Source organism: Spirochaetaceae bacterium, from assembly GCA_009784515.1.
Lineage (GTDB): Bacteria > Spirochaetota > Spirochaetia > WRBN01 > WRBN01 > WRBN01.
Genome location: WRBN01000037.1, coordinates 1 through 16,972, shown reverse-complemented (window position 1 = coordinate 16,972; position 16,972 = coordinate 1). Strand labels below are relative to the sequence as shown.

Genomic DNA, 16,972 nt, shown 5'->3' with positions numbered 1-16,972 from the left:
TTTAAAATAGCTACTAAATCTTTAGTTTTGCCACTTTCTATAGTAAAATCTTCAACAACCCTTAAAGCGGTCTCATCTTTATTACTAGCCTTTAAAGCTAAAATACTTTTAATAGCCAGTCTTTTAATTTTACGCGGCAAGCTATAAGCATAACTACGTGGCTGTGGCCCAAATGCGGTACCGCCACCTACCCAAACTGGGCTGTTTCGCCTACCGGCACGAGCTCGCCCCGTACCTTTTTGCCTGTAAGGTTTTTGCTTGTTGGTATTAACTTCGCTGCGAGTTTTTGTCTTAGCCGTGCCTACACGCCTATTTGCCAATTCGTTACGAATAGCATGATAGATAGAGCCGGTACTAACTTCACGGGCAAAAACATTATCACTTAAATCGATAGTGCCTTTTTCTTTACCGTCTATTCCATAGATTTTCTTTTGCATAGTTTTACTCTATCCCTTCTTTTTGGCCTTACGCACTAGTACGAAGTTGTTGTTAGCACCGGGAATAGCCCCCTTTACTAATACTACACCATTTTCGGCATCAACCTTTACCACACGCAAACTTTGTACGGTTACTCTTTCGTTACCCATACGGCCCGGCATTTTTCTACCCTTTTTAGTATTACCCGGCATAGTGTTTTGACCTGTAGAGCCCGGCTCACGATGAAAATCAGAGCCATGCGTCTTGCGGCCGCCGTGGAAGTTATGCCGCTTCATAACCCCAGCAAAACCCTTACCTTTGCTCGTGCCAATTATATCCACAAAGCGCACACTTTCAAAAAGTTCGACCCCAAATTCGTCGCCCACTTTGTACTCTTTGTCAAAATCACGAAACTCAACTAACGCCTTTTTAGGAGCAACATCTTTAAACTGCCCCAAATAAGGCTTACTAACTTGCTTAGCTTTCATATCAACGCTACCAAGCACTACCGCCTTATATCCATCTTTCTCTTCAGTTTTGCATGCAATAGCTATATTTTTAGCAATGCTAATTACTGTTACAGGCACCAGAATACCGCTATCATCAAAGACTTGCGTCATTCCAATCTTTCTTCCGATCAGTCCAACCATTTTATTATTCACCCCGGACTTCGATTATTTAAATTATCAAACTTAAGCCTTTCGTTGCTCAATCACCACATCTACGCCGGCAGGAAGCTCTTGCTTCATTAGGGCATCCATCACATCTGATGTAGGCTCAATAATATCAATCAATCTTTTATGCGTACGCATTTCAAATTGCTCACGCGATTTTTTATTAACAAACGGCGAACGAAGCACCGTAAACTTATTTATACGAGTAGGTAACGCCACAGGACCGGCAACTTTAGTACCAAGTTTTTGCACGGCACTTACAATAGACCGCGCACTTTTATCAACCAAAGTTGCATCAAAGCCCCTAAGCTTTACCCTTATCATCGATTTTGCCATTATTTCCTCATTTTAAATTTACAAACCACCCCCTCTTAGCTTGTAAAAAGCCAAGAAAGGATTTTAGTAAATTTACATTTATTCGATAATTTCGATAACCTGACCAGAAGCTACCGTGCGACCGCCTTCACGAATAGACAAACGCAGCCCTTTAGTCATAGCGATAGGGTGAATTAACTCCACCGTAATTTCGGTATTATCGCCGGGCATTACCATCTCTTTACCTTCAGGTAAAGTTAGAGTACCGGTGATGTCGGTGGTCCTAAAGTAAAATTGCGGGCGGTAACCACTAAAGAATGGGTTTTGCCTACCGCCTTCCTCTTTAGACAAAGCATAAATCGTGGCCTTAAACTTTTTATGCGGCTTAATCGAGCCGGTTTTAGCCAAAACTTGTCCACGCTCAACGGCATCTTTATCAATACCACGAAGGAGCAATCCAACGTTATCACCGGCTTGGCCTTCATCTAAAACCTTCTGAAACATTTCAACACCGGTTACAGTAGTTTTTTGAGTATCGCGCACACCAACAATTTCAACTTCTTCACCTACTTTAATTCTGCCTTGCTCAATACGGCCGGTAACCACAGTACCACGACCCGAAATCGAGAAAACATCCTCAATTGGCATAAGGAAAGGCTTATCCAAATCGCGCTCCGGCAACGGAAAATAAGTATCCATAGTACTCAAAAGCTCATCAATGCATTTATTCGCCTCAGCGTCACTAGGATTACTTAAAGCACCAAAAGCCGAACCACGAATAATCGGAGTATCACGGCCGGGAAAACCATACGCATCCAAAAGATCGCGCACTTCTTCTTCAACCATTTCTACCAGCTCGGCATCGGCAATGTCCATTTTATTTAAAAAGACAACCATTTTAGGCACACCAACTTGGCGAGCAAGCAAAATGTGTTCACGAGTTTGCGGCTCAGCACCGCTATCGCCAGCAACAAGCAAAATAGCACCATCCATTTGTGCAGCACCGGTAATCATATTTTTAATATAGTCGGCGTGACCCGGACAGTCTACGTGAGCATAGTGCCTATTGGCAGTTTCGTACTCTACGTGGCGGGTATTAATAGTAATACCACGAGCCTTCTCTTCTGGAGCGTTGTCAATATCGTCATACTTCATAACTTTACCACCACCATTTACAGTAGCGGCACGAGCCGATATAGCGGCAGTTAAAGTGGTTTTACCATGGTCAACGTGCCCGATAGTACCAACGTTTACGTGAGGCTTGGTGCGCTCAAACTTTTCCTTGGCCATTTGAGTTTTCTCCTTCTCAATGCGTTTTATTATTAAAAAATTATTAAATGGATAGTATACTTAAAAAGTAGCCTTGTGCTTTTAACGTTAAAAACCCACGCCTACGCTTTACTTAATAAAGGCGGTTCGTTACTTTGGTTATTTTAATATTAATGTTTTGGCAGCGGCTTACCTAAACTCTGGCTTTAAGCAAGCATTCCATTTAAACTTTAGCTAGTCTACAAAATTTTTTTTATCTTGACAAGTGCTTTTAGCATTTTTTTTAACTTTTTTTCGTTTTTTTCATGTAGTTTGCTATAAATTATTTTTACAGTAAATTAATTTGAAAAAAAATGCCTTTTAAAGGCCAGACATTCCGCCGCTAGGCACACCTAAACTTATATTATTAAAAAAGTTTAATCTAATAAGCTCGATAGTATCGGCATTAGTAATAACAATACGTTCGCTATAAATGCGGTTAGTATAAGCATGGGTACGGCGGTTAAATTCGCGGCCTTCCATCGCTAAAGTTAAGGTACTAATAGGGTCATTAAAAAGGCTGGTTAGTCTTTGCAGTTGGCTAAGGTTAATAGGTATGGAATAAGCTGCCACACCGCGCGTATTACGCAGGTGAACTTCGTCTAGCTGAATAATTACAATTTCATCGTCAAAATGAAGATTAAGTGTGTGCGGCACAAAATCGACATTACTCCAAAGGTAAAAAAAGTAAAACAACACTTGATTAGGGTTAGCGGCTGCTACCCGGCGACTAAAGAGAATGGTATGGTTGTTATTAGCGAATATGAGTAAATCGCTGTCTATCATTACGCCGGCTTCGGTTTCAATTATATCATAACTTAAAGTGCCTATATAAGGATTAAGACTGGTAGTAGCACAGCTGGTTACGGCCAATAAAGCTATTAAAATTAAGCGTTTCATTTACTTCCTCACCTAGTACAATTTATATTACTTTTAACGAGTTGTCAACTGCAAATATAAGCGATAGTTATAAATAAAAACCCTTCGTAAAAAGGGTTTTTACTATTATATTGCTATGCCGGCATTAGCTGGCATAGCGATAACCAGAGGCATTACCAAGTTGGCAACACCTCCTTAAAATGCCACGAACGGCTTAAAAAGGCCTATCGGCTAAGTATTTAAGCTCTTTGTACTGGCGCACAACGTCTTGCTCGAACTGGGCTAGTAATAGCTTAGCGCGTTCAGGATCTTGGGCCTGTAAACTCTTAAAGCGAGTTTCTTTGTACATAAAGTCTTCAACTTTGGTAGCAAATTTGCCGTCTTCTTTAGGAGCATAAGGGGCATCAAGCACAAAAGGATTTTTACCTTGCTCTTTTAAGGTAGGGTTGTAACGATAAAGCGGCCAAATACCACTGGTTACAATGTTTTTACCTTGCTCCATACCACGCATCATATTAATACCGTGGGCAACACAGTGGCTATAAGCAATAATTAAGCTTGGGCCGTTGTAAGCTTCGGCTTCTTTAATAGCTTTAATTGCTTGTGTATAGCTGGCACCTAAGCTAATGTGGGCTACGTAAACATAACCATACATAGCTTGCATTAAACCTAATGGCTTTTTAACAATGCCTTTACCGCTGGCAGCAAACTTAGCAATAGCTCCCTTAGGAGTAGCTTTACTACTTTGACCGCCGGTGTTACTGTAAACTTCGGTATCCATAACCAACATGTTAATGTTTTTACCGCTAGCTAATACATGGTCTAGGCCACCGTAACCAATATCGTAAGCCCAGCCGTCGCCACCAAAGGCCCATACGCTTTTAACAATTAAGTAATCGGCCACACTTACTAAGTTTTTAGCATCATCGCTGCTATCACTCTTTAAAGCGGCCTTTAACTTAGCCACATTAGCACGTTGCTTTTCAATTTCGGCTTCGTTGCTTTGTGGATTGTTAGTAAGCTCGCTTACTAAAGCGGCATCTAGTTTAACCTTAGTTAATAACCCCTTAGCATGAGTCATCATACCATCGGCCGTTAGGCGCATACCCATAGCATACTCGGCGGTATCCTCAAAAAGACTGTTACCCCAAGCCGGACCTTGCCCTCCTTCGCGTGTGCAATAAGGATGAGTTGGTAAATTACCGCCATAAATGCTGCTACAACCAGTGGCGTTACCAATTAACATGCGGTCGCCAAAAAGTTGAGATAGTGCCTTAATGTAAGGTGTTTCACCACAGCCTTCACAAGCGCCGGCAAACTCAAATAATGGTTGCCTAATCGATACACCAAGCGGAGTAGTATCGGGTACTAAGCTACGGTCGGTTTCAGGGATAGTTAAAAAGAACTCAAAATTTTCCTTTTCATCTTCACGTAAAGCTACTTGGTCGCCCCAAGTTAAAGCTACCGGTTCACCCTTAGCGGCTTTAGTTGGTAAACAAGTAAATAAACAAGCGCCACAAGCGGTACAATCTTCGGGAGCTACCTGCACAGTAAAGGTATGGCCTTTAAGCGGACCAACGGTCATATCTTTGTGTTTAAAGGTTTTAGGAGCTTTAGCTAACTGGTCTTTATCGTAAGCCTTCATACGGATAACGGCATGCGGACAAACCAAGCTACACTGGCCACAGGCAATACATAAATCTTCGTGCCAAACAGGAATTTTATCGGCAATGTTACGTTTATCGTACTTAGTGGTTTCTACCGGATAAATACCATCGACCGGTACTTTGCTTACAGGAATTTTATCGCCGCGACCAAGCATAATTTCGCCGGTAACCTCTTTAATAAAGGCAGGTGCGCTATCAGGAATAAGCTTAACCATGTGCAAATTACCTTGTGTTTGTTTAGGATAATTTACTTGGTGCACGCCAGCAAGGGCTTTATCGATGGTACTAATATTCTTTTTAACCACCTCTTCACCTTTACGGCTGTAGGTATCTACAATGGTTTTTTTAATTAATTCAACGGCTTCGGCCTCAGGAAGGATACCCGATATTTTAAAGAAGGCAGTTTGCATAACAACGTTAATGCGGCTGCCCATACCGGCTTCTTCGGCTATCTTACCGGCATCAATAACATAAAACTTAGCCTCTTTATCGATAATTTGCTGTTGTACCTCTACAGGAATGTGCTGCCATACTTCATCGGCCCCATAGTGGCTGGTAAGTAAGAAAGTACCCCCTTTGTCAAGGTTTTTAAGCATATCAACTTTTTCTAAAAAGCTAAACTTATGGCAAGCAATAAAGCCGGCATTATCAATTAAGTAAGGGCTTTTAATAAGGTTATCGCTAAAACGCACGTGGCTTACGGTTACGGTACCGGCTTTTTTACTATCGTAAACAAAATAGCCTTGTGCGTACTTATAGCGTTCGCCAATAATTTTAATACTGTTTTTGTTAGCGCCAACGGTACCATCGCTACCTAAACCATAAAACATAGCGCGGTGCACACCGGCAGTTTCGGCTTTAAAGCCGGTATCGTAAGTTAAGCTGGTATGGCTTTTATCATCAGTAATACCAATGGTAAAACCGTGTTTGGGGCTAGGTTTTTTAAGTTCTTCGTAAATAGCTTTGGCCATAGCAGGGGTAAACTCGCAGCTGCCAAGTCCGTAACGGCCGCCCACAATACGCGGCACAGCAAAAGGCAAAGTATCCATCTCGGCCATAAAACTTACGGCGGTGCGTACATCTTCAAGCAGAGGCTCACCAATGCTGCCGGGTTCTTTGGTACGGTCTAGCACGGCAATACTTTTAACGGTAGTTGGCAAAGCTTTAATAAAATGCTCGGCACTAAAAGGACGGAACAAACGCACTTTAAGCACGCCATATTTGTTGCCTTGTTTGTTTAAAATATCGATAGCTTCTTCAATAGGTTCGGCACCGCTACCCATCACAATAATTACTTGTTCGGCATCGGCGGCTCCGCAATAATCAAAGAGCTTATATTGGCGACCGGTTTCGGCAGCTAGCTTATCCATAGCCTCTTGCACAATAGCGGGGATAGCGGCATATTCGTTATTAATAGACTCGCGGTGAGCAAAGTACACATCGGGGTTTTGCGCTGTACCTTTAATACTTGGGTGTTCTGGGTCTAACCCTTTAGCTCTTAAAAGGCTAATAGCTTCGCGGTCCATAATTTTACGCAGGCTATCATAAGGGATTTCTTCAATTTTTTGCACTTCGTGGCTGGTTCTAAAGCCATCAAAAATGTTCATAAAAGGCACACGGCTTTTTAAGGTAGCGGCATGGGCTACGGCGGCCATATCGGCGCTTTCTTGTACACTATTACCAAAAAGCATAGCAAAACCGGTAGCGCGGGCAGCCATAACATCGCTGTGGTCACCAAAAATAGAAAGACCATTAGTAGCAAGCGCACGAGCCGAAATGTGAAAAACACTTGGGGTAAGCTCGCCGGCTAAACGATACATAGTTGGTATCATTAATAATAAGCCTTGGCTAGCGGTAAAGGTCGTGGTTAAGGCCCCGCTGGTAGCCGCACCATGTACCGAAGCGGCAGCTCCGGCTTCGCTTTGCATTTCTACCACAGTAGGGACAAAACCCCATACGTTAGCACGGCCCTGGGCGCTCCACTCATCACTAAGCTCGGCCATAGGGCTTGACGGGGTAATTGGATATATAGCAATAATTTCGCTTACTGCGTGTGCTACATAGGCAACTGCCGAGTTACCATCAACGGTAACCATCTTTTTTTCTGCCATTTTACATTCTCCTTGTTAAGTTTTTAGAAAATTATTGGTAGGCAATTTATAATTTTTATATTGTAACACGAAGTAATTGTAAAAGCAAGCGACTATCGGCTTTTATCTGCGAAACTTTTTTTATTTGTAAAATAAAACAATTTATACTCTTGTACATATTATAAAAACTCTAATCCTATTCTTAACCTTATTTAAGAAGTAGTATTCAATCTTTATTTGTGCTACAAAAAATGTGATAGAAAGCAAACCCTCCTTACCACATCTATTTTTGTTACAGTTTAGTATTATAACATCTATTGACATTTTTGTGGCTAAAGGATATAGTGCTTCGGGTAAATCTTGTAAAAGAGTTAAGGATAATCTTGAAAAATAAAAATAACCAACTTAAGCTGTTTTTGTTAAATCTGGCCACATCGGGCAAATATAAAAGCAGAGGCAGTTTTTTTGCCTCCGACTACCTTATCCGTTACGTGCTCATGAACTTTCTTATTGTAGTTGGCAACATTGTTCTTGTTGCTTTTGGTAACATAAGCCTTCAAAACCATTTTTACGATGCAGTGGGTATTTACGGCCTTATGATTATAATTACCACCATCATCTTTATTTTAGCACGAACAAAGTTACCGCAGTACGCTTTATCTTTGGTATTAATGGTTTCTTTTGCTATTTTTTGTTTTTCCCTTATTTGGTTTGCCGAAACCTCACAGCACGGAGGTTTTCTCTTTATCTTTTTGCTCCCATCAACAGCCATTATGCTGTTAGGTATGCGTTCGGGCGTAACTCTTTCGGTAATTTTAGGGGTATTCATTTTAGGAGCCTCTTTTTTTGCTTACAATATAGGCACGGCGCCCTTTCTGCAAGTTAACCCAAATTATTCCTTTGGTTATATTATGCGCATATGGGCCACCTACTTTATGGTACTGGCTATTATGATTGTAATAGAGTTTACACGTACGATAAAAGACCGCCTCATTCAAAAGCAAAATAAAAACTTACGTGAAGGCCGAGAATTAGCCGCTGCTATGGCCCGTGAGCGTGAAACCGCCAAAATGTTACATATACTTTTTGATACCTCACCCTTACTGATAGAGATGTACGATGAAAATTTAAACTTAATCGATTTTAATCAACGTAACCTCGAGCTCTTTGGTATTTCTACTAAAGAAGAAATGATACGGCGCAACCACGAATTTAGGTTAGAATATCAACCCAATGGCGAACGCAGCGGCGAAATTATCCGCAAGCACGCCACCACTACCTTTAGAGAGGGCAGCTGCCGCTTTGAGTGGCTTCACCGGCTACCCAATGGCGAACCACTCCCCTTAGAGGTTTTTTGGACACGCGGCGAACGTGATGGCAAGCCAATAATTGTAGGCTATTGCCACGACTTACGCCCCATTCATGCCGCTGTTGCTAAAAAGCGCGAGGCCGAAGAAAAGCACGTGCAAAATACTTTGGATATGCAAGATGCTATGCTCAAAACTATGGCCGAACTACTTCATCGCCGCGATGATATTACCGGCGGCCATATAACACGCACAGAGCGTGGCGTAAAACTTTTACTGGAAGAGATTGAGCGCAGTGATGTTTACCGTGAAGAAAGGGGTATTTGGGACGCTAAGCTGCTTTTACAATCGTGCCAGCTGCACGATGTGGGGAAAATATCGATTAGTGATAATGTACTGAAGAAGCCCGGTAAACTTACTGCCGAAGAGTTTGCCGCTATGAAAGAGCACGCCTTAGTTGGGCAAGAAATAATTGAACAGGTAGAGAGCCTAACCAAAAAGAGCGAGTTTTTGCATTATGCCAAAATTTTTGCCGGCACCCACCACGAACGCTGGAATGGAACAGGTTACCCAAAAGGCCTTAAAGGGGAAGATATTCCCTTACTCGGACGCATTATGGCCATTGCCGATGTTTACGATGCCCTTACCAGCGAGCGGCCTTACAAAAAAGCCTTTCCCCATGAAGAGGCTATTAAAATAATAAGCGAAGGCAGCGGCACCGATTTTGACCCGACTTTAGTCGACATCTTCCTTAAGGTGGCCAAACAGTTAAGTAAGAGCGAATAATGAACAGGTGTTACCAAAGGCAGCTTTCTTTTTAATCATTTTTAAATAAAAAAACGATAAGCTGCCTTGACAAAACCCCTTTAAAAAAATATAGTATTGCTTGATAATTAACTGAGAGGATTATATAGTGAAAGAAAAACGAACCTACCAGCCGTCAAAAACCAAACGTACACGCACCTTTGGCTTTAGGGCCCGTATGGCTACCGTAGGCGGCCGTAATGTATTAGCCAGAAGGCGAGCTAAAGGCAGACACAGCTTAACTGTATCGGATGAAAAAAAGCCTTACTAAAAAGCAAAGGCTAACTGTAAAGCAAATAAAGTTAGTTTTTAAAGGGCAAAAGAAGGTAAAAGGAGCTTTTTCTAAGCTGGTTTATAACGAAAATAACTTACCTTTTTGCCGTTTTGCCGTAAGTGTGGGCAAAAAAAATGGTAATGCTGTAATGCGTAACACCCTTAAACGTAAAGCACGTGAAAGTTTGAGGCAACACAAGTATTATATAAAGCAGGGGCTGGATTTAGTATGGGTACTTTATCCCAGCCCGTTACCTTTAAATTTTGATGAAGAGCTGCTAAAGCTGTTAAATAAGATGTCTTTAAAATGAAGAACTTTAACATTTTATTATTTTTAATAAGGCTTTACAAAAAATTTGTCTCTCCTTTATTACCAGCCTCTTGCCGTTTTTATCCTACTTGCTCCAGTTATGCTTACGAGGCCATTAAAAAATATGGCTCAGTTAAAGGCAGCTGGCTGGCTTTAAAACGATTGGTACGCTGCAACCCGTTATTTAAAGGCGGCATAGATTATGTTCCTTAAGAGTAATTGCCTTTTCTCATTTATTAAATAAGTTTTGCACAGCCATTTATGGCTTTTAAATAAGTTATTAGTTAAAATTTTTAGCGTATTTTGTAGGGAGTGTATTCGTGGATAAAAAAACCATAATTGGCTTTATATTAATAGCATTATTTGGCTTTGGCTTTATGTATTTTAGCAACCCTGCCGGCCTTAACAACCCACCGGCACCTCCGCCCATTGCTAACGATACTGCTACCCCTTTACCCGAAGAGGCCAGCCCTTTAAGCCCTACCGCACCGGTAGCTGCACTTAACGAGAATATACCTCATCAAATTATCCGTGCCGAAACCGATTTATTCGAGATAGAGTTTTCGACACTCGGGGCAACCATTAACTCGCTGCGTTTAAAAAATTATCTGGATAACGGCCAACCACTAGAAATGGTGCTGCGTGGCCACCAAGAAAATGACGGCGCATTTTTAATTTTTTTTAGGCCCGATAATTTAGGTGTACCTTTTTATGGTAATTTTGTTTTTACCGATAGAGGCAACGGCATTTACGAATTTAGCTCGCACGGTTATGTTAGGCAAAATAACGACGATGTACCTTTTATCCTTACCAAAACCTACGAGTTTAAACCCGGTGAATACCTATTTAGGCTTGAAGTAGCTTTTACCCAGCCCGACGGCCAGTTTTTACCGCTTAATTTTAATGGGGCCTCTTATACCCTTCAGGCTGTACCGCAGATTGGCCCCACTTTTACCCAAATTGATAACCGTAATGTTTTTAGGCATAACGTTTACCTAAATGATGGCAGGCGTAGACAAATTAATTTGCGCAATGGCTTTGCCAGTGTTGACGAACGCGTGGGTTGGGCTGGTATTAACGAAAAATATTTTGCCTTTATCGGGGTACCCGATCATTCTTCTTACCGCCAAATTTGGACCGATATACCGGTTAGCGGCTTAGAGCAAGGTAACCAGTTTTCTTTTGTACGCAGCACTATCCGCAGCAGTGCCCAAGCCGATACTTTTTATTTTTATGTGGGGCCGCGCCTAGAGCAATATTTAAATAGGTACAATAATGCTAATAACAACGCCTTTGGTGTATCGGGCTTCGATTTAGGGCGGGTAATGGACCAATCGGCATTTTTATGGCCGCTCGAGCGTTTTTTAACTTGGTTATTAAGGCTTTTCTACGGTTTGGTTGGTAACTGGGGCTTTAGTATTTTACTGGTAACTTTACTTATTCGTATTGCCTTATTCCCGCTGTCGTTAAAAGGTATGCTAAGTGCCGCCCGTATGAGCGAATTACAGCCAAAACTAAAAGAAATACAAGAACGTTTTAAGGGCCAACCACAAGAGCTGCAAAAGGCCACTATGCAACTTTACCAAAAAGAAGGCGTAAACCCTATGGCCGGCTGCTTTCCGCTGTTACTGCAAATGCCCATTTTGTTTGCCATGTTTGGTATTTTTAACCGTTACTTCGATTTTAGGCACGCTCCTTTTCTGGGCTGGATAACCGACCTTTCGGCCCCCGACCAAATAGCCACTTTACCTTTTACTATACCTATTTTTATTGGCAGTGCCATTAGGTTATTACCGGTATTTTATGTACTAACACAGCTCTTAATGAACAAGATAATGCAGGCCAGCCAGCCTATGCAAAACCCTAGTATGAAGATGATGATGAACCTTATGCCTATTATCTTTTTCTTTGTACTGTACGATATGCCTAGCGGTCTGCTACTATACTGGACATTCTCTAACATTTTAGCTTTAGTGCAGCAGCTAATTATTAATTGGCTAAAAAAATCGGGGCGCATTAAACCTCCTAAGCCTAAAAAAGGTTTTATGGCGCGGCTTATGGAACAAGCTAATGCCAACGCCAAAGCTCAGAATAAAATTGCTCCAACAAGGAAGAAAAGATAAATGATAAAAGAATTTGAAGGAAGAAGCGAGCAGGAAGCTATCGAAAAAGCTATTGCTGAGCTGCAAATTGAAGAATTTGAAGTAGAAATTCTAGAGACCGAAAAGGCCGGTTTCTTTAAAAAAGCTAATGTTCGTATTAGAGTACACTACCAAGAAGCCGGCAGCAAAGCCGACAAAAAACCCGTTGTATTTAATGGTGAAACTTTGGCCATCGAAACAGAAGCTATCACATTTTTAGAAAAAGTTATCGCATTAATGGGTTATACCGCCCAAATTAAGGTACAAAGACGCGAAAGGGAAAAGATAGTGCTAGAGATAGTAAGCGATAGCGCCTCTATTTTAATTGGTAAGAAAGGTAAAAACCTCGATGCTTTACAGCTAATTATTAATGCGTACACCAGTAAAAATAATCGTGATGAAGATGCTCTGCTGCCGCGTATTATTTTAGATATTGAAGATTACCGACGAAGGCAAGAAGAATTACTGGTAAAACAAGCTATTAAAAGCGCCGATATGGTAGCTAAAAATAAACGCAGCCGTTTGCTAGAGCCTATGAACCCCTTTGAACGCCGCCTTGTCCATACAGCTTTAAGTAACCGCAACGATATTATTACCCAAAGCGAAGGCGAAGGCCTTTACAAGCAAGTACGCATTATTTATAAAGGCAGCCGCTAAGTGGATAACCAAACTTTGCTACAATATAAAAAAGCTCCTAACAGTAAAAATGATTAGGAGCTTTTTTTATTATCTAACTAAACGGTTGCTTCTTAAAAAACTTATAGGAATGGTTAATGTTAAAGGAGCGCCGCCGGCAGCTAAATTATTAAAGACAACCACCAGCTCTTCTTCGGTAAAGTACCAACTATGATTATTAATAACTTCGGTAAAATGCTCGTTATTAATAATTAAATTATTTAATACCGGCTCATTTAAGCCGGCAAGGGCTGTAGGCAAACGGTTATTAAGCTCGGCTACCAGAGCGGGAACAGCATTGCGGCTAAAAGCATCGTTAAAGTTTAATCGGCGGCCGTTATTGGTTCTAAAGCCGGCGGCGATAAGCTCTCTGCTTTCAACACCATCGATAATAGTTAAAGTATTTATAATTACGCTTAAAGACCTTAGTTGCGGGTTAAGTACCGTATAATAATTTATCTCTTTAATAAAAGATTGTTCTACCGGCCTATTTACATCGTAAATATTATTAGTTAAGGTGTTAAGCTGGTTTTTAATATTATTGGTAAAGGCTTCGGCATCGGCACTGCCGCTGATATTGGGAGCATTTACCCTAAAATTAAACGACATACTTATATTATTAATACGCCCTAAAATAGATAAATCCAGCGTGAAAGATTCATTTACCTCAAGCCGGCCGGTTTCTCTATTATTCCCAACAAAAGAAGATACAAGATTAATTACCACAATAACAGCTACTATGCTTATTACGGCTATAGCTATTATACCTAAAAATTTTTTGCTTCCAAGTTTTTTGCTCATAGGTTACCTCAGTGTTAATAAGTCATTATTAATTAGGGCCTGAATACTGTAGCTAAATCTAATATTCCCGCTTGCACGCGGCCCTAACTCGTATAAATCAAATATCAGTATAAACTCATTTTGATTAAAAAACCAGTGGGCTTTATCTAAATTTATTAAACTACCATCAAAAAAGATGGTCGGGTTTTGCTCGCTGCTATGAGCGTTAGCTTCGCTTATTTGCCGGTTAATATCAGTTACAAAAAAATCTTTGGCCTGCGGGCTAAAAATATTAGCCCATTCTAGTCTTTCACCGGTATCGTAATTAAAGCTAACACTTTCTAAGTTAATCATAGCATTAGCCCCGCCGGTATAACGGGAAAAATTGAGCAATAGACTAACAATGGGCAGATTACTAGCTTGGTAAATATCGTAATTAGCTGTAAAATCCACATGCGAAGTTGCAGCCCATAAAGCCTCAAGCTCCTCCCGAATTTGAGCATTTACACGGTTGGCTAAAAGAGCGCTGTACTCTTCTGCATCATCAGAACCGCTAATATTAGGCAGGTTAATATCTGAGTTAATAGTGTTATACCCAGTGTTGATAAAGCTCAACCGATTATCATTAATGGTTAATATACCCACATTAAAGCCATCAGGCTCGTTATTTATAGCATAGCCGGCAATAGCTAAAAATAAAAAAATTATTTTTTTCATAACTTTAAAGTAACAATTTTTTAAATAAAAAACAACCGGCTTGCTTAATAAGTCAAATTATTTAAATAAATAATAATACGATGACGGCGCTCACGCAACTTAAGCAAATAATTTTGCCACAATTTTTCCATATTATTACACACAGTAAAATAATCACCCTCAAAAGATTTAATTAAATCGTTCTGAAATTTAACCCGCGCTTCATCTAATAAATTACTTATTTTATTTTGATAACTGCCTAGTTTAATACGGCGCATTTTATAAAGCAAAGCCTCTTTTTTAGGCAGCACTAATTCAGCTTTGGTTGCTACGTATTGGCCCATAGTATCGATAGCTTTTGTCTCCCACGAAGAATTATCGTAGTTGAAAAAAGGCTTAACAGCCTCGCTAAGTAAAGTAATTAATTTAATACGTTCTTCTTGTTGAGTTTTATCTGAAGGTAAGCGCGATAAATCTTTAATAAAGTTACTATAACGCCAAATAAATCGTTCGCTGCTGCTATTTTGCCCGGCTTTAAATTGCTCTGTAAGCTTTTGCTCCCATTCATTAAAATGTAAAGCAATTTTTTTATTATTAAATCTATTAAAATATTTAAATAAACTTCTTTTATTAAAACCAAACAATACGCTAAGTTTACCTTCTAATATCTCGGTAACATCGATAAATATAGTAGAGAAAGGTACCAAAGCTAAACCAAATTCGCGTTTAAAACCATGTGTTTTGCCAAAAAACTCTTTACTTATAAGTTCGCACTCGGCTTCTTCGGCTTCAAGCACCTTAACTAAATCTTCGGCAAAGTTTATTAAGCTGCTTTCGTCTAAAGTTGTAGTATTTAGCTCACTGGCTAAAGAATACAAAGTTTGTTCTTTGCTATAGCTTTTTGGCATAAAAACTTCCTACAAATATTCTTCGCTATCCCGCATTAAAACCAGCTTCCCTTTACGTTCTAGTTCTTTAAGTTTATCTAAAAATTCACGTGTAAGCTGGTTTACCTCGCTGCGGCGCATAGGCTGCAAAAGACTTTCTTCTTTTTCTATCAGAGTTTTGCGGCTGGCCGACACATTACGTAAAAATTTTGCCCTTATCTCGCTGGTTTTGCCCTTTAACAATACCGCTATTTCGTACTCATTCATATTATGTAAAAATGTTTGAAAATCGCGGTCAGCGATTAATAGTAAAGTATCTACATCAAAGATGTATTCTTCTATCTCTTTGGCAACTTCATCGGGTAACTCTTGCATAATTTGTTTAGCTTCGCTGTTATCCATATACCTAATCATATCGGCTAAAGCTTTTTTACCATCGGTTTCTATCTGCTGCCATTGCCCGCCTTGCTTTTTAAGGCGCTCACGCAAAATTTCTTCTATACGTGTAATTATGCTACCGTCAACTTTGCGGCCTTGCGCTATTCTTTTAATTAAATCGCCCTGATAAATAACCGAAACATTAGCCAGCACCTCTTTAGCTATTTGCGGCTTTAAGCGCGGTATAATTACCGCTAGGGTTTCGATACTTTCATCTTTTAGTAAAGTGCTTAATTGTTCTTTATCTAGCTCTTCTAAAAAGGCAAACGGTTTATCATCGGGGGTGGCATTACGTAAAATGCGCTCGCCCTCTTCATCACCAAAAGCTACCTTTAAAAACCCACGTGCCACATCAACACCACCTTTAAAGAGCCCTTGCTCTTCGGTATCGGTAATAAAAGAACTTAAAGTAGAGTCGATGTCGACCTTTTTTAGTTCTTTAATTTCGGCCAGCTCTTTAACAACTTCTTCTACCTCACCAAGGCTCATATGCTTTAAAATATTGGCAGCTTCTTCTTGTCCTACCAATAGCAAGAGCTCGGCCGATTTGCGTTTACCGCTTTTGCCTTTACTATGAATCTTTGGAGGCAAATTAGGACTAACCATAGCTTTAGGGCTTGGTTTAGTTTTGCTTTTAGCCGGGTTTTTAATTAAATTTTTAGCCTCATCTTTGGGGGACACTTTATTTTCTTTCCCCATAGCCTTTTTATAAGCGGCAATGCCTTGTTTGTTTTGCATATTTTTTTATAGGCTACATTATACTCTATTAAGCTGTAATTTACAAGGTTACCTTAAGGCGGCAACTACCCGTCTATAGTTACTAAGAGTAGCTAGTCTAGCAATTTTATCCTACCAAACCAACCTTAAAAAATATCAAAAAAAATTTAAACTTTCTCCTCAAGTGAAGAGATGGTAACCCGTAATTGAGTAGTGGTAACTGAAAGGTGAAAAACGGCAAAGCCGTAAGTAAAAATTAAGAATTAAAAAGCTGTCCACTTTCAGTTTTCACCTTTCAGTTATTAGTTATTTACATTTAAGGAGTAAAAAATGTTAGATACCACAGGGTTATTTAACCCCCTAGAATCCGCAGCTCATAAGCTGTGCCGCTTAATGCAGACCGTAGAGAAAAAAGTTCATAAAGAACTTAACGTTATGCCGCCCGGTATCATCACCGCCGTCAACCCCGCTAAAAGCGGGGTGATAGTTGAAAACTGATAACTGATAACTGATAACTGAAAAACTTTCACCTTTCAGTTTTCAGTTTTCAGTTTTCAGTTTAATCAATATGGCTCCGCAAGCAGGAGATGAATG

General features: G+C 40.2%; 17 protein-coding genes. 7 read left to right on the top strand and 10 right to left on the bottom strand.

Features of this window, described 5'->3' with window-relative positions:
- From rplD to nifJ, 6 genes are all read right to left on the bottom strand, one after another.
- On the bottom strand, positions 1–437 hold a 437-nt coding region (gene rplD, locus FWE37_05405; protein MCL2520420.1), incomplete at its 3' end, for a 50S ribosomal protein L4.
- A gap of 9 nt (positions 438–446) precedes the next feature.
- Positions 447–1,067 (bottom strand): 50S ribosomal protein L3, encoded by a 621-nt coding sequence (rplC, locus tag FWE37_05400; protein MCL2520419.1) that lies wholly within the window; start codon positions 1,065–1,067, stop codon positions 447–449.
- A gap of 42 nt (positions 1,068–1,109) precedes the next feature.
- A complete protein-coding gene (rpsJ, locus tag FWE37_05395) occupies positions 1,110–1,427 on the bottom strand; it encodes a 30S ribosomal protein S10 (GenBank protein ID MCL2520418.1) in 318 nt (105 codons plus the stop codon).
- A gap of 78 nt (positions 1,428–1,505) precedes the next feature.
- Positions 1,506–2,696: an elongation factor Tu gene (gene tuf, locus FWE37_05390; protein MCL2520417.1), complete on the bottom strand. Its 1,191-nt coding sequence runs from the start codon at positions 2,694–2,696 to the stop codon at positions 1,506–1,508.
- A 339-nt stretch (positions 2,697–3,035) separates the two neighbouring features.
- Positions 3,036–3,614 (bottom strand): hypothetical protein, encoded by a 579-nt coding sequence (locus FWE37_05385; protein MCL2520416.1) that lies wholly within the window; start codon positions 3,612–3,614, stop codon positions 3,036–3,038.
- A 193-nt stretch (positions 3,615–3,807) separates the two neighbouring features.
- On the bottom strand, positions 3,808–7,371 hold the full coding sequence (gene nifJ / locus FWE37_05380; GenBank protein ID MCL2520415.1) for a pyruvate:ferredoxin (flavodoxin) oxidoreductase: 3,564 nt from the start codon (positions 7,369–7,371) through the stop codon (positions 3,808–3,810).
- 362 nt (positions 7,372–7,733) lie between these two features.
- On the opposite strand from nifJ, the gene FWE37_05375 reads away from it, so the two are divergent.
- From FWE37_05375 to FWE37_05350, 6 genes are all read left to right on the top strand, one after another.
- Positions 7,734–9,443, top strand: coding sequence for an HD domain-containing protein (locus tag FWE37_05375; protein ID MCL2520414.1), 1,710 nt, complete (start codon positions 7,734–7,736; stop codon positions 9,441–9,443).
- A gap of 127 nt (positions 9,444–9,570) precedes the next feature.
- A complete protein-coding gene (rpmH, locus tag FWE37_05370) occupies positions 9,571–9,732 on the top strand; it encodes a 50S ribosomal protein L34 (protein ID MCL2520413.1) in 162 nt (53 codons plus the stop codon).
- Complete coding sequence (rnpA, locus tag FWE37_05365) at positions 9,713–10,045, top strand: ribonuclease P protein component (protein ID MCL2520412.1); 333 nt, start codon at positions 9,713–9,715, stop codon at positions 10,043–10,045. The genes rpmH and rnpA overlap by 20 nt, the downstream gene beginning before the upstream one ends.
- The gene (gene yidD / locus FWE37_05360; GenBank protein ID MCL2520411.1) at positions 10,042–10,257 is read left to right on the top strand and encodes a membrane protein insertion efficiency factor YidD; all 216 of its coding nucleotides are present in this window, start codon (positions 10,042–10,044) and stop codon (positions 10,255–10,257) included. The genes rnpA and yidD overlap by 4 nt, the downstream gene beginning before the upstream one ends.
- Before the next feature lie 107 nt (positions 10,258–10,364).
- Positions 10,365–12,167: a membrane protein insertase YidC gene (gene yidC / locus FWE37_05355; GenBank protein MCL2520410.1), complete on the top strand. Its 1,803-nt coding sequence runs from the start codon at positions 10,365–10,367 to the stop codon at positions 12,165–12,167.
- Complete coding sequence (locus tag FWE37_05350) at positions 12,168–12,842, top strand: protein jag (GenBank protein MCL2520409.1); 675 nt, start codon at positions 12,168–12,170, stop codon at positions 12,840–12,842.
- Positions 12,843–12,911: 69 nt separating this feature from the next.
- Here the strand turns inward: FWE37_05350 and FWE37_05345 are convergent, their stop codons facing one another.
- From FWE37_05345 to FWE37_05330, 4 genes are read right to left on the bottom strand one after another with little or no spacing between them, the layout of a single operon-like run.
- Positions 12,912–13,661: a hypothetical protein gene (locus FWE37_05345; protein MCL2520408.1), complete on the bottom strand. Its 750-nt coding sequence runs from the start codon at positions 13,659–13,661 to the stop codon at positions 12,912–12,914.
- A gap of 3 nt (positions 13,662–13,664) precedes the next feature.
- Positions 13,665–14,357, bottom strand: coding sequence for a DUF3298 and DUF4163 domain-containing protein (locus FWE37_05340; GenBank protein MCL2520407.1), 693 nt, complete (start codon positions 14,355–14,357; stop codon positions 13,665–13,667).
- Positions 14,358–14,401: 44 nt separating this feature from the next.
- Complete coding sequence (locus FWE37_05335; GenBank protein ID MCL2520406.1) at positions 14,402–15,244, bottom strand: hypothetical protein; 843 nt, start codon at positions 15,242–15,244, stop codon at positions 14,402–14,404.
- A 9-nt stretch (positions 15,245–15,253) separates the two neighbouring features.
- Positions 15,254–16,399, bottom strand: a complete 1,146-nt coding sequence (locus tag FWE37_05330) for a hypothetical protein (GenBank protein MCL2520405.1) — start codon at positions 16,397–16,399, stop codon at positions 15,254–15,256.
- A gap of 309 nt (positions 16,400–16,708) precedes the next feature.
- Here FWE37_05330 and FWE37_05325 point away from each other — a divergent pair, with 309 nt between their 5' ends.
- On the top strand, positions 16,709–16,876 hold the full coding sequence (locus FWE37_05325; GenBank protein MCL2520404.1) for a hypothetical protein: 168 nt from the start codon (positions 16,709–16,711) through the stop codon (positions 16,874–16,876).
- The last annotated feature ends 96 nt before the right edge of the window (positions 16,877–16,972 follow it).